Genomic DNA, 20,490 nt, shown 5'->3' on the forward strand with positions numbered 1-20,490 from the left:
GAGATGGACGGAACCGCACAGGCATTGCAGGCGGCGCTCGCGCATCACCAGGCGGGACGCCTCGCCGAAGCGAAGACGCTGTACGACGCGATTCTCACCGCGCAGCCGGGCCAGCCGGACGCGCTGCATTTCCTCGGGCTGCTCGCGTGCCAGCTCAAGCAGTACGACGCGGGGATCACGTTGATGCAGCAGTCGCTCGTCGAGCGGCCGGATGCGTCGTACTTCAACAACCTCGGCAATATGCTGCGCGAATGCGGTCGGCTCGACGACGCGATCGCGCACTACCGCCGCGCGGTGGCGTTGCGTCCGGACTATCCGGAGGCGCACAACAACCTCGGCAACGCGCTGCGTGACGCACGCGACCCGGCGGCCGCGATGACGAGCTGCGCGCGTGCGATCGAGCTGCGTCCCGGCTACGCGGAGGCGTACAACAACCTCGGCAATGCGCTGCATGACCTGGGCGAGCACGACGCGGCGGCCGCGAGCTACGGCAAGGCGGTCGTGCACAACCCGCAGTACGCGCAGGCGTACAACAATCTCGGCAACGCGCTGCGCGCGCAGGACAAGCTCGACGCGGCGGCCGACGCCTATCGCCGCGCGCTCGCGCTGCAGCCCGGCCTGCACGTCGCGCGTCACGGCCTCGGCCTCGTGCAGTGGTCGCAGGGCGCACTGGACGAAGCCGTGAGCACGTTGCGGATCGCGGCCGAAAGCGACGATGCGAGCGTCCACAACAATCTCGCCGGCCTGCTGCGCGACACCGGCGACCTCGACGGCGCCGCCGCGCACTTTGGCCGGGCGATCGAACTGGACGCATCGATGGCGGTCGCGCACGCAAACCTCAGCGGCGTGCGTCGCCGGCAGATGCGCTACGCGGAAGCGCTCGCGCATGCGCAGGACGCGATCCGGCTCGCGCCGGACCTCGGCGACGCGCACAACAACGCGGGCAACGCATATCACGGGCTGGAGCAACTCGACGCGGCGCAGGCCAGCTATCGCACGGCCGTCGCACTGAATCCGGCGGACGCCGGCGCGTGCCACAACCTGTCGGCCGTGCTGCTCAAGCTGAACCGGCTCGACGAGGCGCTCGCGTATTGCCGGCGCGCGCTGGACGCCGGCGCGCCGAGCGCATCGATGCACGTCAATCTCGGCGACATCCTGCGCGCGCAGGGCAACGTCGACGCGGCGGTGCCCGCGTATCGCGACGCGCTTGCACGGATGCGCGACGACACCGACGACGGCGCGGCCGACGTGCTGGGCCGGCTCCTGTTCAGCGCGGCGGCGTCCGCGTGCGTGAGCCCTGCCGACTACCTGGACGATGCGCGGCGCTACGGCCGGCACCTGGCCGCGCGTTCGACGCGCTACGCGCACGATCCGCGCGAGCGGGCCGCGCGCGCGCAAGGGCGGCCGCTGCGTGTCGGCTTCGTGTCGGGCGACCTGCGCCAGCACCCGGTCGGCATCTTCCTGGAAAGCGTGCTCGCGCATCTCGATCGCACGCGCATCGACCTGCGCGTCTATGTGACCTCGGACGAGGAGGACGCGATCACCGCGCGGCTGAAGCCGCATGCGGGAGGCTGGCGCTCGATCGCCGGGCTCGCCCCGGACACGGCCGCGCGGATGATTCATGACGACGGGATCGACGTCCTCGTCGACCTCGCGGGTCATACGCAGGACAGCGGGCTCGCCGTGTTCGGCTGGAAGCCCGCGCCGGTGCAGGCGAGCTGGCTCGGCTTCTTCGCGTCGACCGGCTGCGACGCGATCGACTACTTCATCGGCGATGCCCACACGCTGCCGGACGCCGAGGCGCATCACTTCGTCGAAAAGCCGTGGCGGCTGCCGGACAGCTGGCTGTGCTTCACGCCGCCGGCGTACGACGTCGCGGTCGGTCCGCTGCCGATGGCGGCGCGTGGCCATCCGACGTTCGGCTGCTTCGGCAAGCTCATGAAGATCGGCGATGACGTCGTGCGCGCGTGGTCGCGGCTGCTGCATGAACTGCCGGCGGCGCGGCTGCTGCTCAAGGCGCAGGAGCTCGACCGCGCGAGCGTGCGCGACGCGACGATCGCGCGCTTCGCGCGGCACGGCATCGACGCGGCCCGGCTCGAATTCGAGGGCGGCTCGCCGCGTGCGGAATATTTCGCCGCGTACAACCGCATCGACGTCGCGCTGAGCCCGTTCCCGTACCCGGGCGGCACGACCACGGCCGAAGCGCTGTGGATGGGCGTGCCGGTGCTCGGGATGAAGGGCAGCCGGTTCGTCACGCATATCTGCGAGAGCGTGCTGCACGCGGCGGGGATGGGCGACTGGATCGCGGACGACGAGGACGCTTACGTCGCGAAGGCGCTTGCAGCGGTGCGCGACCGCGAGCGGCTCGCCGCGCTGCGCGCCGGGTTGCGCGCGCAGCTGCTGACATCGCCGCTGTGCGACGCGCGCCGGTTCGCGGCGCATCTCGAAGCAGCGTTCCTCGGCATGTGGCAACGCTATACGGATACGGCAAACGAAGCATGAACACAATCCACGACACTCTGCAGTCTGCACTGACGCATCACCAGGCCGGGCGTTTCGCCGAAGCAAAGGCGGTGTACGAGGCGATCCTCGCCACGCAGCCGGGCCAGCCGGACGCGCTGCATTTCCTCGGGCTGCTCGCGTGCCAGCTCAAGCAGTACGACGCGGGGATCGCGCTGATGGAGCGCTCGCTCGTCGCGCGGCCGGACGCGTCGTACTTCAACAACCTCGGCAACATGCTGCGCGAATGCGGGCGGCTCGACGACGCGATCGCACACTACCGCCGCGCGGTGGCGCTGCGGCCGGACTATCCGGAGGCGCACAACAACCTCGGCAACGCGCTGCGCGATGCGCGCGACCCGGCGGCCGCGATGGCGAGTTGCGCGCGTGCGATCGAGCTGCGCCCCGGCTACGCTCAGGCGTACAACAACCTCGGCAACGCGCTGCAGGATCTGGGCGAGCACGACGCGGCGGCCGCGAGCTACGGCAAGGCGGTCGTGCACAACCCGCAGTACGCAGAGGCGTACAGCAATCTCGGCAACGCGCTGCGCGCGCAGGACAAGCTCGACGCGGCGGCCGACGCCTATCGCCGCGCGCTCGCGCTGCACCCCGGGTTTCGCGTCGCGCATCAGGGGCTGAGCGCGACGCTGATTGCGGCCGGCGATCCGCACGGCGCGGTCGAGCATGCGCGCGCGGGGCTCGATCCGCGCGACGCGGACGCGCACTACGTGCTCGGCAAGCTGCTTTGCGGCATGAACGATTTTGACAACGCGACCAGAGTGCTCGCGCAGGCGATCGAGATCGATCCGGCACATGCGCCGGCGTGGGCCCGGCTCGGCGAGCTTGGCTGCCAGCGCGGCGAATACGAGCAGGCGGTGCAGCTGTGCCGTCGCGCGATCGAGCTCGATCCCGAATTGGCCGAAGCGTACAACTTCCTCGGCGTCGCGTATCTCAACCTTGACCGGATGGACGCCGCGGAGCTGAGCCACCGGCATGCGGTCGACCTGAACCCGGGCGATGCCGACGCGCATCACAACCTCGCCGACGCGCTGTATCGGCGCGACAAGCTCGACGAGGCTGCGAAGCATTACGAGATCGCGCGGGCGCTCGGCGCCGATCCGGTGAAGATTCAGCTGACGCTTGGCGACATCCTGTGGGCGAAGCGCGATTTTGCCGGCGCGGTGGACGCGTTTCGCGCGGCGGTCGATCAGGACCCGTATCGCGCGTATGCGCGGCTGATGTTCAACATGTCGAGCTCCTCGGCGTTCGAGCCCGACGAATGGGTCGCGGAAGCGCGCCGATACGGTGAGTATCTTGCGCGTGATGCGCACCCGTTCGAGCACGACCGCGCGCAGCGCGTCGCGCAGGCGCAGGGGCGGCCGCTGCGCGTCGGCTTCGTGTCGGGCGACCTGCGCCAGCATCCGGTCGGCATCTTCCTGGAAAGCGTGCTTGCGCGGCTCGACCGCTCGCGCATCGAGCCGCATGCCTATGTGACCTTCCTCGTCGAGGACGACGTGACCGTGCGGCTCAAGCCCGCCTTCGCGAGCTGGAACACGCTGACCTGCATGAGCCGCGAGCGGGCCGCGCAGGTGATCCGCGATGACGACATCGACATCCTGATCGACATGGCCGGCCACACCAACTGGAGCGGGCTGCCGGTCTTCGCGCACAAGCCCGCGCCGGTGCAGGCGAGCTGGCTCGGCTTCTTCGCGACGACCGGCTGCTACGCGATCGACTACTTCATCGGCGATGCCCACACGCTGCCGGACGCCGAGGCGCATCACTTCGTCGAGAAGCCGTGGCGGCTGCCGGACAGCTACCTGTGCTTCACGCCGCCGGCGTACGACGTCGCGATCGAATCGCGGCCGATGTCGGCCAACGGCAGCGTCACGTTCGGCTGCTTCGGCAAGCTGACCAAGATCAGCGACGACGTCGTTGCGCTTTGGTCGCGCATCCTGCACGCGCTGCCGGACGCGCGCCTGCTGCTGAAGGCGCCCGAGCTGGGCGTCGGCGACCTGAACCAGGTGACCCTCGACCGTTTCGCGCGGCACGGCATCGGCGCGGACCGGTTGATCCTCGAGGGCGGCTCGCCGCGTGCGGAATATTTCGCCGCGTACAACCGCATCGACGTCGCGCTGAGCCCGTTCCCGTACCCGGGCGGCACGACCACGGCCGAAGCGCTGTGGATGGGCGTGCCGGTGATCGGGATGAAGGGCAGCCGGTTCGTCACGCACATCTGCGAGAGCGTGCTGCATGCGGCGGGCATGGGCGACTGGGTCGCGGACGACGAAGCCGCGTACCTGGAGAAGGCGGTCGCGTTCGCGCGCGACCGCGACGCGCTGGCGACGCTGCATGCCACGCTGCGCGAGCGCACGCTCGCGTCGCCGCTGTGCGATGCGGCCCGCTTCGCCCGCAACCTCGAGGACGCGCTGCACGGCATGTGGGCCCGCTATGCGGCCGGTGACGCGCCGGCCAGGGACGCACGATGAGCGGGATCGCCCAGCAACTGGAAGCGGCGCTCGCGCATCATCAGGCCGGCCGCCTCGCCGATGCGCGCGTGCTGTACGAAGCGATTCGCCGCTGTGAGCCCGATCACCCCGACGCGACGCATTTCCTCGGCCTGCTCGCGTGCCAGCTCGGGCAGTTTCCCGCCGGTCTCGCGCTGATGGAACGGGCGATCGCGTTGCGCGCCGATCCGGTCTATCTGAACAATTTCGGCAACATGCTGCGTGCGCACGGCCAGCTCGACGACGCGATCGCGTCCTTCCGGCGCGCGGTCGCGTTGAAGCCCGACTATGCGGAGGCGCACAGCAACCTCGGCAACGCGCTGCGCGACGCGCATGATCCGGACGCCGCGATGCTGAGCTGTGCGCAGGCGCTCGCGTTGCGCCCCGATTACGCGCAGGCGTACAACAACCTCGGCAACGCGCTGCAGGACAAGGGCGAACTCGACGCCGCCGGGCGCGCGTACGACAAGGCACTCGCGCTCGAGCCGGCCTATGCGGCCGCGTGCAACAACCGCGGCAACGTGTTTCGCGCGCAGGGCCGGCTCGACGATGCGGCGAGCTGCTACCGGTGCGCGGTCGAACTGCAGCCGGACCTGTACCCCGCCCATCGCAGCCTCGGGATCGTGCTGTACGAGCGCGGCGAACTCGCGCTCGCGATCGAGAGCCTGACGCGCGCGTCGCAGGGTGGCGACACCGAGGCCCATTTCAACCTGGCCGCCGTGTTCGACCGCGCGGGCGATCTCGACGCCGCGGCGGCGAGCCTGCGGCGCGCGGTGGCCGCGGCGCCCGACCGCGCGGACCTGTATCACCACCTTGCGCAACTGCTGGTCCGGCAGGGCAAGCGGCCCGAGGCGCTCGAATGCTGCCGGATCGCGCTTGCACTGCCCGGCCAGACCGCGCAGATGCACGCGGTGTTCGCGGACATCCTCTGCGCGCTATGGCACTTCGAGGCCGGGTTCGCGAGCTACGATCGCGCGCTCGCGCTCGATCCGGCGTACCGCAATGCGCATTCCGGCCGCATGTTCTATCTGGCCAGCACCGCGTACTGCCCGCCCGCGCAACTGCTCGACCATGCGCGGCAATTCGGCGCGCGGATGGCGGAGCAGGCGTCGCCGAGGCGGCATGCGCCGCGCGCGGCCGACGGGCGGGCGCTGCGCGTCGGCCTCGTGTCCGGCGACCTGAGATCGCATCCGGTCGCGGTGTTCCTGCAGAGCGTGGTGGCGGCGCTCGACCCGTCGAAGGTCGCGCTCGCCGCGTACGCGACGCAGTCGGGCGAAGACGACCTGACGGCCGCGCTGAAGCCGCACTTCGCCATCTGGCGCGACATCACCGCGCTCGACGACCGGGCCGCGGCGGACCTGATCGCGAGCGACGGCATCGACATCCTGATCGACATGAGCGGCCACACGTCGCTGAATCGTCTGCCGCTGTTCGCGTGGAAGCCCGCGCCGGTGCAGGCGACGTGGCTCGGCTACTTTGCGACGACGGGGATCGCCGAGATCGACTACGTCATCGGCGACCGCCATGTGCTGCCGGCCGACGAAGAGACGCACTTCGTCGAGCGGCCGTGGCGGCTGCCGGACAGCTATCTGTGCTTCACGCCGCCGGACCATCCGCTCGTGGTCGGACCGCTGCCCGCCGGACGCGACGGCGTCGTGACGTTCGGCAGCCTCAACAACGCGAACAAGCTCGGCGACGCGGTGATCGCGCTGTGGGCCCGCGTGCTGCATGCGGTGCCGGGCTCGCGCCTGCTGCTGAAATCGCCGCAGCTCGACGAAGCGGCGCTGCGCGCAAATCTGGCCGCGCGCTTTGCCGCGCACGGCATCGCCGCCGAACGCCTGCTGAAGCGCGGAGGCTCGACGCGCGTCGCGCATCTGGGCACGTTCAACGACATCGATATCGCGCTCGATCCGTTCCCATATCCGGGCGGCACGACGAGCCTGGAAGGGCTGTGGATGGGCGTGCCGCTGGTCACGCGGCGCGGCGAGCGGTTCCTGTCGCACATCGGCGAGAGCATCCTGCACACGCTCGACATGCCGGAATGGATTGCGCAGGACGACGACGACTATGTCGCGAAGGCGGCCGCGTTCGCGAGCGATCTGCCGCGGCTGGCGGCGGTGCGGGCGGGGCTGCGGGCGCGCCTGCTGCGCTCGCCGCTGTGCGATGCGCCGCGCTTTGCGCGTCACCTGGAAGCGGCGTTCGCGCAGATGGTCGACGCGGCTGTCGAACGGGCGGCGCGCGGGTAACGGCGACGGTGAGGCACGGCGCGCGTGATCGTGCCGCGCCGCCCGACCGTCGACGACTTCCCGCGATCGACCAAAAAAAGAGCCGCATTGAAGCGGCTCGACGGTACGGCGACAACGGTCCGCTCGACTGGCGGCGTCTTGTGGTTCGAAAGGCGCGGCGCACGACGCGCCGGGCCGGTCACAGCATGCCGGTCGTCTGGTACGCGCTCGCGGCCTTGATCCGGTCGCGGGACTGCGCAAATTCCACGCTCAGACGGTCCCGGTCCGCTTGAGCCTGCTCCGCGATCGTCGCGTCGATCGCCATGATCTGCCGGAGCAGGTCCAGCGCGTCCGGCGTCTGGTCACTGGACAGGCCCATCAGCAGCGGCGAGCGCTCGTCGGCGAGCGCCGCGACGCGCTCCCAGTCGCGCGCGTCGGTCGCCGACTGCATGTCGCGGGTCAGGTCGAATGCGCGGGACAGGGTGTCGATCGTCATGGTCAGGCTCCGTCGGTGCGGTGCAGCGGTGGCTTACTTGTTGGTGGCCATCGCGCCGGCGCTGTTCTGGCCGCCGAACAGCTGCGTCAGATAGCGGGTGTTGTTCGCCATCGTCGCCATCAGCGTGTTCAGCGCGGTGAACTGCGCATTGTACTGATTCGTCAGCTGGGTCGCGTAGGTCGACAGCTGGGTCTGCTGATTCGTCAGGTTCGTCACGTCCGCGTTGATCGCCTTGGTGCGCTGGTCGATCAGGCCGTTCGTCTTCGTGTAGTTGGTGATCGTCGACGAGAGCGTCTGGCCGATGCCGTTGGTCGTGTTGAAGATCGCCGACACCGCGGAGCTGTTCGACGCGAGGGCCGTGGTCAGGGTGGCGGTGTCGACCTTCAGCGAACCGTCGGCGTTCAGGTTGATGCCGATGGAGGCGAGCGAATAGGTATTGCCGCCCGTCGTGACGCCGCTGCTGAGCGCCGTCGCGAGCGTGTTCTGGATCGAGTTCAGCATCGAGTCGCCGAGCAGCGGGCCGGCGTTCGACGACGTCGGGTCGTAGGACGACAGCTGTTTCGCGGTGGTCACGAAGCTGGTGTACGCGTTCGCGAAATTGTTGATCGCGGTCGTCATCGCGGACGTGTCCTGCGACAGCGTGATCGTCTGCGGCGTGTTGAGCGCGAGGGTGCCCGGCGCCAGGTTCAGCGTGACGCCCGTCAGCGCGCCCGACACGCTGTTCGACGCGCTCGTGACCGGCGTGCCGTCGATCGTCAGCTTCGCGTCGGCGGCCGGCGTGGTCGTCGCGTAGCCCGACGTCAGTTTCGAATTGACGCCCGTGCCCGTGATCGCGATGGCATTGGCTGCGCCGGTCTGGTTCGATTGCAGCACGAGGTGCTGGCCGTCCGAACCCGTGATGACCGATGCGGTGACGCCGGGGTTGCCCGACGCGGAGTTGATCGACGTGGCGATGTCGGACAGCGCCGCGCCGGCCGACACGTTGACGTTGAACGCGGGGTTGCTGCCGTACGTGATGCTCAGCGAGCCGGACGAGATCGTATCCGACGACGTGAGGCCGGCCGACGTCAGCTTGTTGGCGGACGCGAACTGCGAGACATTGACTTGGTACGAGCCCGCCACTGCGCCGGCGCCGCTCTTGATCGTCGTCGTGATGCCGGTGCCGCTCGCCGTCGCGGCGAGGCTCGCGAGCGTGCTGCCGTTCGACAGGCCGGTGAGGGCGGTCTGCAGCGCGGACATGGCGGACTTCAGCTGGCCGATCGCGGTCAGTTGGGCGTTGTCGGCGGTCAGCTTGCCATTGAGGATGGCCGCTTGTCCGGCCGTCTTCGACTGAACCAGCGTCGAAACGAGCGAATTGACGTCGAGCGTCGAATTGGTCGAGCCCGCGATGAGCGATTGCCCGGCCTGGGCCAGGATGCTGCTGACATTCGCGCTGGTGATGGGGGTTGTGGTGGTCATGCCGTTGCTCCGGTCGTCCGCGCAATCAACGTACGCGATGCGGCGGGTGGCCGCGGTTCAAAGCAAAGAGGGAGGCGTGCCTCCCTGGAGAATTCGGATTCGGGCTGTTCCGGCGGCGTCGCGATGCGTCGCATGGCGACGCCGCCGGGCCCGGAGGCGGGCGGGCGCGTGGCCCGCCGCGCGTACTGCGAGATTAGCCCTGGAGGAGCTTCAGGACTTGTTGCGGCATCGAGTTCGCTTGCGCCAGAACCGAGATGCCTGCTTGTTGCAGCACTTGCGCCTTGCTCAGGTTCGCCGTTTCCGTCGCGAAGTCCGCGTCGGTGATCTGCGAGCGAGCAGCGCTCATGTTGGTCGACTGGGTTTGCGTCGTCGTGATGGCAGCCTGGAACGTGTTCTGTGCTGCACCCAGCGTTGCCTGGAACGTGTTGACTTGCTTCAGTGCTGCGTCGATCGACGTGAGCGCCGTTTGCGCGACCGTCTGGTCGGTGACGCTGACCGAGCTGACGCTCATGCCCGAGGAGTTCCACGTCGTCGAGCCGAAGTTGACGCTGATGGTCTGGTTCGCTGCTGCACCGATCTGGAACGTGACGGTGCTTGCGCCGCCCAGGACTGCTTGGCTGTTGAACGTCGTTTGCGATGCGACACGGTCGATTTCGCCGAGACGCGTCGTCACTTCAGCCTGCAGGTTCGCGCGGGCGCCCGAATCCAGCGAGCCGTCGCCTGCTTGCTGTGCCAGCACGCGGATACGTTGCAGGTTGTCGATCGTCGACTGCAGCGCGCCGTTGGCGGTCTGGATCATCGAGATGCCGTTGTTCGCGTTCGCAACGCCCTGGTTCAGCGCGTTGATCGCTGCCGTTTGCGACGTCGAGATCGCGAGGCCTGCCGCGTCGTCAGCTGCGGTGTTGATGCGCTTGCCCGACGACAGGCGGTTGATTGCCTGCGACAGCGCGTTTTGCGTGCCCGACAGGTTCGTCTGCGTCGACAGCGACAGGATGTTGGTGTTGATGTTCAGCATTTGCTTCCTCGTTTGGGAAAACGCCTGTGTGAGGCAGGTTTTCAATCTCGGCGTCGCGCTTATCGCGAGTTGCGCTGGCCGCCTTTCCTGGTTGACGGCGGCATCCGGCGAAAACTTTAGAGGGTTGCTGAAGGAAATTCGGGACGGAAAGATCGGGCGGCCCCGCGGACCTCGGCCAACCGTCGGCCAACACAAGGCCGGCGGGCGCGCCGGGCGGTTCCGGCGGCTGATTCGCAAACCGCTCGTCCGGCCGCGGCCGTCGAGGGTCGGCCGCGGGGAACGCGAAAAGGGTGGTTTTCTCTGTGATTCCCTGATATCATGGCGGGCTGAATTGAGATTTTCTGTCACGCCTGTGCCGTATCGGCACGTTTGCTGGCAGTCAAACGCGGCGCTGCACGCGGCTTGTGAAGCGTACTCGCGGTGCTTTCCGCCTCTCTTTTCCGGCCTCCGAGGCCGTATTTCCGCTCGTTTCGCCTGTTGTGGGAACGCCCGGATGGCCGGTGCGTGGCGCTTGGCCGCTACGTTTTTGACCGTTTAAGCAATTTAGGAACGACATGACGACGATTCTTCTGAAAGAAAACGAGCCGTTCGAAGTGGCGATTCGCCGCTTTCGCCGCGCTATCGAAAAAAATGGCCTGATCGCTGAACTGCGCGAGCGCCAGTCCTACGAAAAGCCGACCGCAGTCCGCAAGCGCAAGAAGGCAGCTGCCGTCAAGCGCCTGCACAAGCGCCTGCGCAGCCAGATGCTGCCGAAGAAGCTCCACTAAGAGCGTCTGACGGTTCGCCGCGAAACGGCGGAGCGTGCTTCGAAAGAAGCCGCTCCGCCGTTTTGCTTTTGGGGCGGCGCGCAGGCAGGCGCGAGCGGCGCGGGGGCAAGCCCGCGCCGCCGCCGTCAGAAGTCGATCCGGGCGCTTACGCTCACCGTGCGCGGATCGCCCGGCTTCACGTAGTCGGCGTACTGGAATTCCCAGTAGCGGCGGTTCAGCAGGTTGTCGAGCGACGCACGCAGCGTGACGTCGTGGTGGCCGATGCGGGTCAGGTAGCTCGCGCCCGCGTTGACGACGAGGAAGCCCGGCGCGTCGATCCCGCCCGCCGCGCGCAGCGGCGTGGCGCCGGTGAACTTCGCGTCGACGCCGAGCGTGAGGCCCGGCACGGCCGGCACCGCGTAGCCGAGCTTGCCGGCGACGACGAAGCGCGGCGCGCCCGCGACGCGATTGCCGTTGTTGGCCGCGCCTTTCGCGTACCACGCGTCGAGCAGCATCAGGTCGAGCCCCGCGTTCCAGTGCCGGCCGAGCTGCGCGGTTGCGCCGAGCTCGAGCCCCTGGAACACCGCTTCGCCATCCTGAACGTAGACGTTCGCGGCGTTCGCGTACTCCGCCATGCGCTCGATCCGGAACAGCGCGGCCGTCGCGCTCCAGCGCGCCTGCTCGCTCTTGATCCCGACTTCGTACTGCTTGCTGCGCAGCGGCTTGAGCACCTGGCCCGCGTTCGCGTAGACGTCGTTCACGCGGCTGCCCGGTTCGAGCGATTCGACGTAGCTCGCATAGGCGGTGGTGGCCGGTGCGACCTTGAACATCACGGTGAAGGTCGGCGTCACGACGCCGTTCTGCGCGTAGCCGGGGTTCGCGCCGCCGGTGGGCTTGAACGAGGTCTGCTCGTAGTTCATGTAGCGCGCGCCGGCGAGCACCGACCAGCGCTCGGTGAGCGCGATCGTGTCGCTCGCGAACAGCGACTTCTGCGTGATCTCGCTGTCGCGGTACTGGACGAAGCCATGCGGGCTGTCGAAGCGGTACGGGTTCGGCGCATACAGGGTGCCGGCGCCGAGTGGCTGGGACACGCTGTTCGTCGAGTAGTCGTTCGACTGCTTCTGCCAGGCCGCGCCGATCACGATCCGGTGACTGAACGGGCCGGTGCGGACCTTGCCCTCGAGCATTGCCTGCCACTGGCTGAAGTGGTGGCCCTCCGCCCCGACGTAGCGGCTGTCGGTGTAGTCGCCCGCCGCGTTCTGCAGGGTCAGCGTGCTCTCGTTGCGCTTGCGCGCCGCCTTGCTGTAGCTGTACGTCGCGCTGAGCTGCCAGTCGGGCGCGAGCTGGTATTGCGCGCCGAACGTGTAGAGCTGCAGGTTCGTGTTCAGGTACTGGTCGCTGCCGCCGAGGTTCGTCGTACCGCCGCTGATCGTCGCGGGCAGTGCGCCGCCCTGGTAGCGGCCCATGAAGATCGACGCCGTCTGGCCGGTCGTGCGCCGCTCCTGGTACAGCGCGCCGAAATTCACCGACAGGTCGCGCGTCAGGTTCGCCTGCAGTGCCAGCGACACGCTGTCGCGGCGGATGTTGCCGTCGTTGTACGTCTTGCCTTCCTCGTGCGTCGCGTTCAGCCGCGCGCCGAACATCCCGTTCGGCCCGAAGCGCTGGCCCAGATCGACATGCTCGGTCCAGATGTTCGTGCTGCGATAGCCGACGTCGATGCTGCGCACCGGCGCTGCGCCCGGCTGCTTCGTCACGTAGTTGATCACGCCGCCCGGCGTCGCGAAGCCGTACATGAAGCCGCCGAGCCCCTTCAGCAGCTCGACGCGTTCGAGCTGCTCGTACGGCATCGTGATCCCGTACGCGATGAACGGCAGCCCGTCGATCTTGAAGCCGTTCTGCCAGTCGACCTGCATCCCGCGCACCGTCGCATAGCTGGCCCACGCCCCGTACGCGCCGCTGTTGTCGGACACCGACGCGTCGCCCGCGAACACGTCGCCGAGCTTGTACGGCCGGCGCGCCTCCAGTTCCTCGGACGTGACGATCGTGGTCGAGAACGGCGTGTCGAGCTGCCGCAGGCTGCCGAGCGCGCCGCCCGAGATTTCGTCGCGCAGGTGCTGCGGCGAATCGTGGGTCGCCGTCACGTTGACGGCCGGCAGCGTGGCTGCGTCGGCGGCGGCCTCCCCGGCATGCGCGTGCGATGCGGCGGCGAACGCGAGGACGGCGGCGAGCCGGAGCGGATGGGAGGCGAGGCGGGCGCGAGGCAAGGTCATGATATCGGCTGAGTGAATAATACTGCGAATGATTCGCATTCGTATAAAATGTCGCGCATCGTATCAAACGCGGTCGCGTGCACGTCAAATCCATGCCGGGGAAAAGGACATTCGCTGTCTTGCGTCGCTGTCTTGCCTCGTTGTCCTGCCTTGCGACGCGCGGCAGCGCGCACAACCGCCCGACTTCCAAGAAAAACCGATGATCTGCCCGACTCCTTGCCGGCTCGACCGGCGTCCTTTCGGCGCGCCGGCCGCTTTCGTCCGCGGGTACGCGCGATGACCGCGTTCCTGCGGCCCTGGCTGGTGCGGCTGCACCGCTGGCTCGGTCTCGCCACCGCGCTGTTCCTGTTCGTCGCGGGGCTGACCGGGGCGGTGATCGCGTGGGATCACGAACTCGACGCGTGGCTGAATCCGGCGTTCTACGACGCGCGCAGCGGCGGCGCGCCGCTTTCGCCGCTTGCGCCGCTCGAACTCGCGAACCGCATCGAGGCGGCCGATCCGCGCGTGCAGGTCACGTATCTGCCGCTCGGCGTCGAGCCGGGGCGCACGCTCGTGGTCGGCGTGCAGCCGCGCATCGACCGCGCGACGGGCCAGCCGTATCCGCTCGACTTCAACCAGATCGCGGTCGACCCGGCGACCGGCGCGGTGCAGGCCCGCCGCGAGTGGGGCGCGCTATCGCTGGCGCGGCTCGAGCTGGTCCCGTTTCTGTACCGGCTGCATTACACGCTGCACCTGCCCATGCGCGGCGGGATCGACCTCGGCACGTGGCTGATGGGGCTCGTCGGGATCGCCTGGTGCGTCGACAGCCTGATCGCGCTGTGGCTTGCGTTCCCTAGCCTGAAGAGCTGGCGCAAGTCGTTCGCGTTTCGCGTGAAGCGCGGCGGGTATCCGCTCGTGTTCGACCTGCACCGTTCGGGCGGCGTGTGGATCTGGGGGCTGCTCGCGGTCGTGGCGGTCACGTCGGTGTCGATGAACCTCGGCAACCAGGTCGTGAGGCCGCTCGTCGCGCGCCTGTCGCCGCTTGCCGCGACGCCGTTCACGAACCCCGAGCGGTTTCCGCCCGCGCCGGCCGGCAGCGCGCCGCTCGCGCGCGAGCGGATCGTCGCGATCGCCCGCGACGCGGCGCGCGCCGACGGCATTGCCGCACCGGTCGGCGGGCTGTTCTTCGCGCCGGCGATGAACGTCTATGCGATCGGGTATTTCGCGCCCGGCAACGACCACGGCGACGTCGGCCTCGGCAACCCGTGGCTGTACTGGGACGCGACCACCGGCCGTCGGGTCGCCGCGGTCGTGCCCGGGCGCGGCTCGGCGGGCGACGTGTTCATGCACGCGCAGTTCCCGCTGCACTCCGGACGGATCGCCGGCGTGGCGGGGCGCGTGCTCGTCAGCGCGCTGGGCGTGGTGATCGCGATGCTCAGCGTGACGGGGATCTGCATCTGGCTGAAGAAGCGCGTGGCGCGCGCCCGCGCGGCGAGCGGAGGGCGGGCGGCGGCTGCGCCGCGTATCGTGCGGTGAGTGGTGCGGTGAGCGGCGCGGGGCCCGGCGCACCGCCCGTCCGCGAACGGGCGGCGCCCGCCGCTATCCGCCCGCGCGCCTGCGTGCCGGCCGCTTGCCGCCCAGCGCCGCGCACTGCGCGTGACACGGGCAGCCGACCTCGTGATCGTTGACCATGCCGGTCGCCTGCATCAGCGCGTAGCAGATCGTCGAGCCGACGAACTTGCAGCCGTAAGCCTTCAGCGCTTTGCTGAGCGCGTCGGAGCGCTCGGTCGACGCGGGCGCGTCGCGATACGACTGCCACGCGTTCTGGATCGGCGCGTGATCGACGAACGACCACAGGAACTTCGCGAGCGAGCCGTGCTCGTCGCGAATCCGCTGCACGGCCTGCGCGTTCGCGACCGCGGCCTGCACCTTCGCGCGGTTGCGCACGATCCCCGGATCCTGCAGCAGCTTCTCGATGCGTTGCGGCGTGAAGCGCGCGACGGCGTCGACGTCGAAATCGGCGAACGCCGCGCGGTAGCCCGCGCGCTTGTTCAGGATCGTCGACCATGACAGCCCCGCCTGCGCGCCTTCGAGGATCAGCATCTCGAACAGGTGACGATCGTCGTGCGACGGCACGCCCCACTCGGTATCGTGATAGTGAGCGTCCGCTTCCGTCTTCACCCAGTTGCACCGCTGCGACATCGTGTGCCTCACTTCCAGTGTCGATTCGATCGCGCCAGCATAGCGGAAGCCCGCTACGCGGCAAAGCCGGCCGAACGGCAGATGGGCGCGCGGCGCCGATCCGGTTAAGCTTGGCGCCTGTTCGAATCGGCAGGATGAAGTGATGACGGATATTCTTTTCGCGATCGGCATCGACGGCGGCGGTACCGGCACCCGCGCGGTGCTGGCGGATCGGCAGGGCCGCGAGCTCGCGCAGGGGCGCGGCGGCCCGTCGGGGCTCGGCCTCGGCATCGAGCGCGCGTGGGCGTCGATCGGCGCCGCGTGCGCGGACGCGTTCACGCAAGCGGGGCTCGCGCTCGACTGGTCGCGCTGCGTGCTCGGCTGCGGGCTGGCGGGCGTCAACAACGCGAGCTGGCTCGCGGCGTTCCGCGCGCAGGCGCCGCTCGACGCGCTGGTGGTCGAAAGCGACGCGTATACGACGGTCGTCGGCGCGCACGGCGGCGCGCCGGGGCTGATCGTCGCGCTCGGCACCGGGAGCATCGCGGCGGCGCTCGATCCGGTCGGCGCATGCCGGATCGCGGGCGGCTTCGGCTTTCCGTCGGGCGACGAGGCGAGCGGCGCCTGGCTCGGCCTGCGCGCGCTCGCGCATGCGCAGCAGGCGCTCGACGGCCGCGTGCCGCGCGACGCGCTGGCCGACGCGCTGCTTGCCGAGATTGGCGCCGCGGATCGCGACACGCTCGTCGAGTGGTCGTGCGATGCGAACCAGACGGCCTATGCGCGCCTGGCGCCGATCGTCTTCGCGCATCGCGCGCATCCGTATGCGGCGGCGCTGATCGCGCACGCGGGCGACGAGATCGGCAAGATGATCGACGCGCTCGATCCGCGGCGCGCGCTGCCGGTCGCGCTGTGCGGCGGGCTCGCCGACGCGCTCGCGCCCGCGGTGCCGGCGCGCCACGCCGGGCGGCTGCGCGCGCCGCTCGAGGATTCCGCGCACGGCGCGCTGAGGCTCGCGCTGAGGTTCGCGTTCAAGGCGGCGCCGGGCGGCTGAGCGGCGTGGCTTGCCGGGGCCGGCGCCCGGCAAGCCGCGCGCGAACCTGACAACTTCCCGACGCGGCCCGGCGCGCGACGCTAGAATAGCGATTCCGCATAGCCAGCCGCGCCCTATCCCGTCCCATGTACAAAGTCATCGCCACCGATCTCGACGGCACCCTGCTGAACAGCGATCACCAGCTCGACCCGTACACGATCGAAACCGTGCGCCGTCTCGACCGCGACGGCCTGCAGTTCATCATCGCGACGGGGCGCCACTATGCGGACGTCGCGGGCATCCGCGACCTGCTCGGCATCCGGCCGTACCTGATCACGTCGAACGGCGCGCGCGTGCATGCGCCCGACGACACGACGATCCACGCGCAGGACATCGATCCGGCGATCGTGCGCCGTCTCGTGCAGCCCGATATCGCCGGCACGCATGGCCGCGTGATCGTCAACCTGTTCGCCGATCACGGCTGGCTGATCGACCGCGATGCGCCGCACCTGCTCGATTTCCACCAGGATTCGGGCTTCCGCTACGACGTGATCGACATGGCGGCGCATGCGGGCACGGACATCGCGAAGGTGCTGTACATCGGCGAGCCGGCGGATCTGGCGGTCGTCTCCGAACGGTTGCACGCGCAATTTGGCGACGCACTGTACGTGACGTACTCGCTGCCCGACTGTCTCGAAGTGATGGCGGCGAACGTGTCGAAGGGCCGCGCGCTGCGCGCGGTGCTCGGGCGGATCGGCGTCGAGCCGGGCCGCTGCATCGCGTTCGGCGACAACATGAACGACATCGACCTGCTCGAAACCGCGGGCCACGCGTTCATGATGAACAACGCGAACCCGGATCTCGTCGCGCGCCTGCCGCACATCCCGCGGATCGGCAACAACTTCGACGCGGGCGTCGCGCGCCATCTGCGCGCGCTGTTCGCGCTCGAGGACGGCGCCGCGACGCGCTGAATCCCCCGGGGCACGTTCCCGTGATTAAAAAATTCATTCTGGCGGCCAGCGCAAGCCCGTCATTGGCGTGAGCAGGCCCCAATGAAAAACGGGCGCCGACGGCGCCCGTTGAATTTGCCTGCCTCGCTTTTGTTCGACAGCGTGAGGCTCGCTGCTCCTGCTCGCTTGACCCCGTAGTGTTTTATTCGCTTGTGCGAGCGGATGCCGACGGCAGCAGGCCGGGGGCGTCGTCGCGCCCCGCGACCAGCGGATAGATGACCCCGGCGAGCGCCGCGCCGATCAGCGGCGCGACCCAGAACAGCCAGAGCTGCCCGATCGCCTCGCCGCCGACGAACAGCGCCGGGCCGGTCGAGCGGGCCGGGTTCACCGACGTGTTGGTGACCGGAATCGAAATCAGGTGGATCAGCGTCAGGCACAGGCCGATCGCGATCGGCGCGAAGCCGGCCGGCGCGCGCTTGTCGGTCGCGCCGAGAATCACGAACAGGAAGAAGCCGGTCATCACGACTTCGCAGATGAATGCCGCGCCGAGCGCGTAGTGGCCGGGCGAGCGCTCGCCGAAGCCGTTCGTCGCGAAGCCGCTGCCGACAACGTCGAAGCCGGGCTTGCCGGTCGCGATCAGGTACAGCACGAACGCGCCGAGCGTCGCGCCGATCACCTGCGCGACGATGTACGGCACGAGATCGCGCGCCGGGAAGCGGCCGGCGACCGTCAGGCCCACGCTCACCGCAGGATTCAGATGGCACCCCGAAACATGTCCGATCGCGAACGCCATCGTCAGCACGGTGAGGCCGAAGGCCAGCGCGACGCCGGCAAAACCGATGCCGAGCCCCGGAAAGGCCGCTGCCAGCACGGCGCTGCCGCACCCGCCGAGCACCAGCCAGAAGGTGCCGAATACCTCTGCCGCCAGCCGCCGAGAAAGGTTCATGTAGGAAATTCCGTTCAAATGGTGTGAAAGACGACGGCGGTGCGCTCGACGCCGCCCTGATTTGGTCTGGATTATAGGAAACGAAGCGGGGCCAAGAGGGTCAACGATTGTTAAATAGGAATGCTGGACGAACGGCTTTTATTAGAATAAGTCCGCATTCTCGATATAACCGTTTCGGTTAAAAATGCCAGCATTTATTGCGACGGGTACGGTGGCAGTGCGGATTGCGTAACGGATGCTTTGTGTCTAGGCTGGAATTGCCGGGGCCGCATCATGAAACAGGGAGCCGAAAATGTCTCAATACGCGAAACTCAAGGCGCAGATCGCCGATTTGCAGGCCCAGGCGGATGAAGTGCGCCGCCAGGAAGTCGAGGCGGTAATTGCCGACGTTCAGCGGGTGATCGCCGAATACGGGCTGACCGCCCAGGATCTGGGATTTGCCGAGCGCGCGCGGCGCGGCCGTCCGCCGAAAAAGGCGCCGCTGCCGGCGAAATACCGCGACCCGAAGTCGGGCGCCACCTGGAGTGGCCGAGGCAAGCCGCCGAATTGGATCGTCGGCAAAAACCGCGACCGTTTTCTGATCGGCTGATGCAGAGGACGTAACGAAAAGAGCCGCATCGTCGATGTGGCTCTTTCGTTTTTCGCGGCCGATTTCGGCGCGCATTTCCGCGCCCGTTTCCGGGCGAATTTGCGGAGCGTCAGCCGCCTGCGACCCGACGCAATGCCGGCTGTTTAGTCGCCGCGCAAAGTGTTTCGTAGGTGTCGACGTAGCGCTGCGCCATGGCGCTCGCGGTGAAGCGCGTGTCGAAGCGCGCGCGAATCGCGTCGCGCGACAGGCTGTCGATACGGTGCAGCGCGCCGACCGCGCCCTGCACGTCCTCGACGATGAAGCCGGTCACGCCGTCCTCGATCACTTCCGGCACCGAGCCGCGGTTGAACGCGACGACCGGCGTGCCGCACGCCATCGCCTCGATCATCACGAGGCCGAACGGCTCCGGCCAGTCGATCGGGAACAGCAGCGCCTTCGCGCCGGAGAGAAACGCGGGCTTCTGCGCCTCGTTGATCTCGCCGATGAATTCGACGTGCGCCTCGTCGAGCAGCGGTTCGATCACTTCCTTGAAGTAGTCGGCGTCGGCCTTGTCGACCTTCGCGGCGATCTTGAGCGGCAGTCCGCTTTGCGCGGCGATCCGGATCGCGGTGTCGACGCGCTTTTCCGGGCAGATCCGGCCGAGGAACGCGAGGTACTCGGGCTTCACGCCCGGTTGCGGCGTGAGCAGCGTGCCGGGCAGCCCGTGATACACGGTGCCGGCCCACGCGGCCTGCGGCAGCGGCTTGCGCTGGTTGTTCGAGATCGACACGACGGGCGCGTCGGGGAACGCGTCGAACACCGGCTGCAGCTCCGGCAGGTCGAGCCGCCCGTGCAGCGTCGTCACGTACGGCGTGTCGAGGCGCGACATCAGCGGGAACGGCAGGTAGTCGAGATGGAAGTGCAGCACGTCGAATTCGTGCGCGACCCGGGCGACCTGCTCGAGCAGGCGTATATGCGGCGCCATCGCATCGCGGATCGACGGATCGAGCCGCAGCGCGCGCGGCCAGGCCGCTTCGAGGCGGGCGGACGTGACCGAGTCGCCGCTCGCGAACAGCGTGACGTCGTGGCCGAGCTCGACGAGGGCTTCGGTGAGGTAGGACACGACGCGCTCGGTGCCGCCGTAGAGTTTCGGCGGAACGGCTTCGTAGAGCGGTGCGATCTGGGCAATGCGCATGGACGATCTCCGGTGTCGGCCAGGGCAGGCGTTAGAGTACCTGCTCTGACCCCATGTAAAACGGTCGATCGGAGCGTATGCTTCAACGTTCGGCTCCGATCCCGGACCAAGCTGCTCGGGCGGTGAAATTTGCCGACGCGCGCGGGTGGCGGCGGGCGGCAGCGCTCCGGACGGCAAGCTGCGAGGGGGCGGCCGGCACGCATCGCGCCACCGCCCATCGAAGCCATTATCGGGATCGGTCAGAAGGGTTCGAGTGTTTTTTCAAACACTTAAGGCTTGTTACACGCTGAAATACGAGAAAACCCCGATAAACGGGGCCGGGCGCAGTATGTGAGACGTCCAAGTCAATTGTTGCGCGTCCGTGAAAAAGTACTATAATTTTTACCGATCTCCGCGCCGACAACCCTCTCCCGTCGGCCTTCCGCGGC

15 protein-coding genes are annotated in these 20,490 nt (G+C 68.5%); 8 read left to right on the forward strand and 7 right to left on the reverse strand.

Translation table 11 applies throughout. From position 1 onward, the window contains the following. The first annotated feature begins 3 nt into the window (after nucleotides 1-3). Genes ACFIMZ_RS01205 through ACFIMZ_RS01215 form a run of 3 tightly spaced genes read left to right on the forward strand, consistent with a single transcriptional unit; the run spans nucleotide 4 to nucleotide 7,252 of the window. Nucleotides 4-2,502, forward strand: a complete 2,499-nt coding sequence (locus tag ACFIMZ_RS01205) for a tetratricopeptide repeat protein (RefSeq protein WP_431821063.1) — start codon at nucleotides 4-6, stop codon at nucleotides 2,500-2,502. Continuing rightward, nucleotides 2,499-4,988: a tetratricopeptide repeat protein gene (locus tag ACFIMZ_RS01210; protein WP_431821064.1), complete on the forward strand. Its 2,490-nt coding sequence runs from the start codon at nucleotides 2,499-2,501 to the stop codon at nucleotides 4,986-4,988. Before ACFIMZ_RS01205 ends, ACFIMZ_RS01210 begins: the two co-directional genes overlap by 4 nt. Then, entirely contained in the window at nucleotides 4,985-7,252 is a 2,268-nt protein-coding gene (locus ACFIMZ_RS01215; protein WP_431821065.1) for a tetratricopeptide repeat protein, read from the forward strand. The genes ACFIMZ_RS01210 and ACFIMZ_RS01215 overlap by 4 nt, the downstream gene beginning before the upstream one ends. Nucleotides 7,253-7,430: 178 nt before the next feature. Here ACFIMZ_RS01215 and ACFIMZ_RS01220 read toward each other — a convergent pair whose 3' ends face one another. The 3 genes from ACFIMZ_RS01220 to ACFIMZ_RS01230 all read right to left on the reverse strand — a co-directional run bounded on the left by ACFIMZ_RS01220 (nucleotide 7,431) and on the right by ACFIMZ_RS01230 (nucleotide 10,200). Further along, complete coding sequence (locus ACFIMZ_RS01220; RefSeq protein ID WP_431821066.1) at nucleotides 7,431-7,727, reverse strand: flagellar protein FliT; 297 nt, start codon at nucleotides 7,725-7,727, stop codon at nucleotides 7,431-7,433. Between the two features lie 33 nt (nucleotides 7,728-7,760). Further along, the gene (gene fliD, locus ACFIMZ_RS01225) at nucleotides 7,761-9,185 is read right to left on the reverse strand and encodes a flagellar filament capping protein FliD (RefSeq protein WP_431821067.1); all 1,425 of its coding nucleotides are present in this window, start codon (nucleotides 9,183-9,185) and stop codon (nucleotides 7,761-7,763) included. A gap of 193 nt (nucleotides 9,186-9,378) precedes the next feature. Further along, a complete protein-coding gene (locus tag ACFIMZ_RS01230; RefSeq protein ID WP_431821068.1) occupies nucleotides 9,379-10,200 on the reverse strand; it encodes a flagellin domain-containing protein in 822 nt (273 codons plus the stop codon). A 554-nt stretch (nucleotides 10,201-10,754) separates the two neighbouring features. Here ACFIMZ_RS01230 and rpsU point away from each other — a divergent pair. Then, nucleotides 10,755-10,967: a 30S ribosomal protein S21 gene (rpsU, locus tag ACFIMZ_RS01235; protein ID WP_006401410.1), complete on the forward strand. Its 213-nt coding sequence runs from the start codon at nucleotides 10,755-10,757 to the stop codon at nucleotides 10,965-10,967. Nucleotides 10,968-11,092: 125 nt separating this feature from the next. Here rpsU and ACFIMZ_RS01240 read toward each other — a convergent pair whose 3' ends face one another. Next, entirely contained in the window at nucleotides 11,093-13,216 is a 2,124-nt protein-coding gene (locus tag ACFIMZ_RS01240) for a TonB-dependent siderophore receptor (protein WP_431821069.1), read from the reverse strand. Nucleotides 13,217-13,492: 276 nt separating this feature from the next. On the opposite strand from ACFIMZ_RS01240, the gene ACFIMZ_RS01245 reads away from it, so the two are divergent. After that, a complete protein-coding gene (locus tag ACFIMZ_RS01245) occupies nucleotides 13,493-14,731 on the forward strand; it encodes a PepSY-associated TM helix domain-containing protein (protein WP_431821070.1) in 1,239 nt (412 codons plus the stop codon). Nucleotides 14,732-14,794: 63 nt separating this feature from the next. On the opposite strand, the gene ACFIMZ_RS01250 is transcribed toward ACFIMZ_RS01245, so the two are convergent. Continuing rightward, the gene (locus tag ACFIMZ_RS01250; RefSeq protein ID WP_010093035.1) at nucleotides 14,795-15,397 is read right to left on the reverse strand and encodes a DNA-3-methyladenine glycosylase I; all 603 of its coding nucleotides are present in this window, start codon (nucleotides 15,395-15,397) and stop codon (nucleotides 14,795-14,797) included. A 142-nt stretch (nucleotides 15,398-15,539) separates the two neighbouring features. Here ACFIMZ_RS01250 and ACFIMZ_RS01255 point away from each other — a divergent pair, with 142 nt between their 5' ends. Further along, nucleotides 15,540-16,424 (forward strand): BadF/BadG/BcrA/BcrD ATPase family protein, encoded by an 885-nt coding sequence (locus tag ACFIMZ_RS01255; RefSeq protein ID WP_431821071.1) that lies wholly within the window; start codon nucleotides 15,540-15,542, stop codon nucleotides 16,422-16,424. Between the two features lie 125 nt (nucleotides 16,425-16,549). After that, a complete protein-coding gene (locus ACFIMZ_RS01260) occupies nucleotides 16,550-17,374 on the forward strand; it encodes a Cof-type HAD-IIB family hydrolase (protein WP_431821072.1) in 825 nt (274 codons plus the stop codon). Between the two features lie 181 nt (nucleotides 17,375-17,555). On the opposite strand, the gene aqpZ is transcribed toward ACFIMZ_RS01260, so the two are convergent. Then, entirely contained in the window at nucleotides 17,556-18,299 is a 744-nt protein-coding gene (gene aqpZ / locus ACFIMZ_RS01265) for an aquaporin Z (protein WP_431821073.1), read from the reverse strand. Between the two features lie 292 nt (nucleotides 18,300-18,591). On the opposite strand from aqpZ, the gene ACFIMZ_RS01270 reads away from it, so the two are divergent. Continuing rightward, nucleotides 18,592-18,888, forward strand: a complete 297-nt coding sequence (locus ACFIMZ_RS01270; protein WP_010093030.1) for an H-NS histone family protein — start codon at nucleotides 18,592-18,594, stop codon at nucleotides 18,886-18,888. A 109-nt stretch (nucleotides 18,889-18,997) separates the two neighbouring features. On the opposite strand, the gene ACFIMZ_RS01275 is transcribed toward ACFIMZ_RS01270, so the two are convergent. After that, a complete protein-coding gene (locus tag ACFIMZ_RS01275) occupies nucleotides 18,998-20,062 on the reverse strand; it encodes a glycosyltransferase family 4 protein (RefSeq protein ID WP_431821074.1) in 1,065 nt (354 codons plus the stop codon). Nucleotides 20,063-20,490: the final 428 nt, after the last annotated feature.

Origin of the sequence: Burkholderia sp. F1, assembly GCF_050813845.1 — a bacterium.
GTDB lineage: Bacteria > Pseudomonadota > Gammaproteobacteria > Burkholderiales > Burkholderiaceae > Burkholderia > Burkholderia ubonensis.

What these genes read in the sequence shown, in the direction of transcription:
- ACFIMZ_RS01210 (WP_431821064.1), top strand. Translation starts at nt 2,499, where the DNA reads ATGAACACAATCCACGACACTCTGCAGTCTGCACTGACGCATCACCAG.
- ACFIMZ_RS01260 (WP_431821072.1), top strand. Translation starts at nt 16,550, where the DNA reads ATGTACAAAGTCATCGCCACCGATCTCGACGGCACCCTGCTGAACAGC.
- ACFIMZ_RS01220 (WP_431821066.1), bottom strand. Translation starts at nt 7,727, where the DNA reads ATGACGATCGACACCCTGTCCCGCGCATTCGACCTGACCCGCGACATG.
- ACFIMZ_RS01240 (WP_431821069.1), bottom strand. Translation starts at nt 13,216, where the DNA reads ATGACCTTGCCTCGCGCCCGCCTCGCCTCCCATCCGCTCCGGCTCGCC.
- ACFIMZ_RS01270 (WP_010093030.1), top strand. Translation starts at nt 18,592, where the DNA reads ATGTCTCAATACGCGAAACTCAAGGCGCAGATCGCCGATTTGCAGGCC.
- ACFIMZ_RS01275 (WP_431821074.1), bottom strand. Translation starts at nt 20,062, where the DNA reads ATGCGCATTGCCCAGATCGCACCGCTCTACGAAGCCGTTCCGCCGAAA.
- aqpZ (WP_431821073.1), bottom strand. Translation starts at nt 18,299, where the DNA reads ATGAACCTTTCTCGGCGGCTGGCGGCAGAGGTATTCGGCACCTTCTGG.
- ACFIMZ_RS01255 (WP_431821071.1), top strand. Translation starts at nt 15,540, where the DNA reads ATGACGGATATTCTTTTCGCGATCGGCATCGACGGCGGCGGTACCGGC.
- ACFIMZ_RS01205 (WP_431821063.1), top strand. Translation starts at nt 4, where the DNA reads ATGGACGGAACCGCACAGGCATTGCAGGCGGCGCTCGCGCATCACCAG.
- fliD (WP_431821067.1), bottom strand. Translation starts at nt 9,185, where the DNA reads ATGACCACCACAACCCCCATCACCAGCGCGAATGTCAGCAGCATCCTG.
- ACFIMZ_RS01245 (WP_431821070.1), top strand. Translation starts at nt 13,493, where the DNA reads ATGACCGCGTTCCTGCGGCCCTGGCTGGTGCGGCTGCACCGCTGGCTC.
- ACFIMZ_RS01230 (WP_431821068.1), bottom strand. Translation starts at nt 10,200, where the DNA reads ATGCTGAACATCAACACCAACATCCTGTCGCTGTCGACGCAGACGAAC.
- ACFIMZ_RS01250 (WP_010093035.1), bottom strand. Translation starts at nt 15,397, where the DNA reads ATGTCGCAGCGGTGCAACTGGGTGAAGACGGAAGCGGACGCTCACTAT.
- rpsU (WP_006401410.1), top strand. Translation starts at nt 10,755, where the DNA reads ATGACGACGATTCTTCTGAAAGAAAACGAGCCGTTCGAAGTGGCGATT.
- ACFIMZ_RS01215 (WP_431821065.1), top strand. Translation starts at nt 4,985, where the DNA reads ATGAGCGGGATCGCCCAGCAACTGGAAGCGGCGCTCGCGCATCATCAG.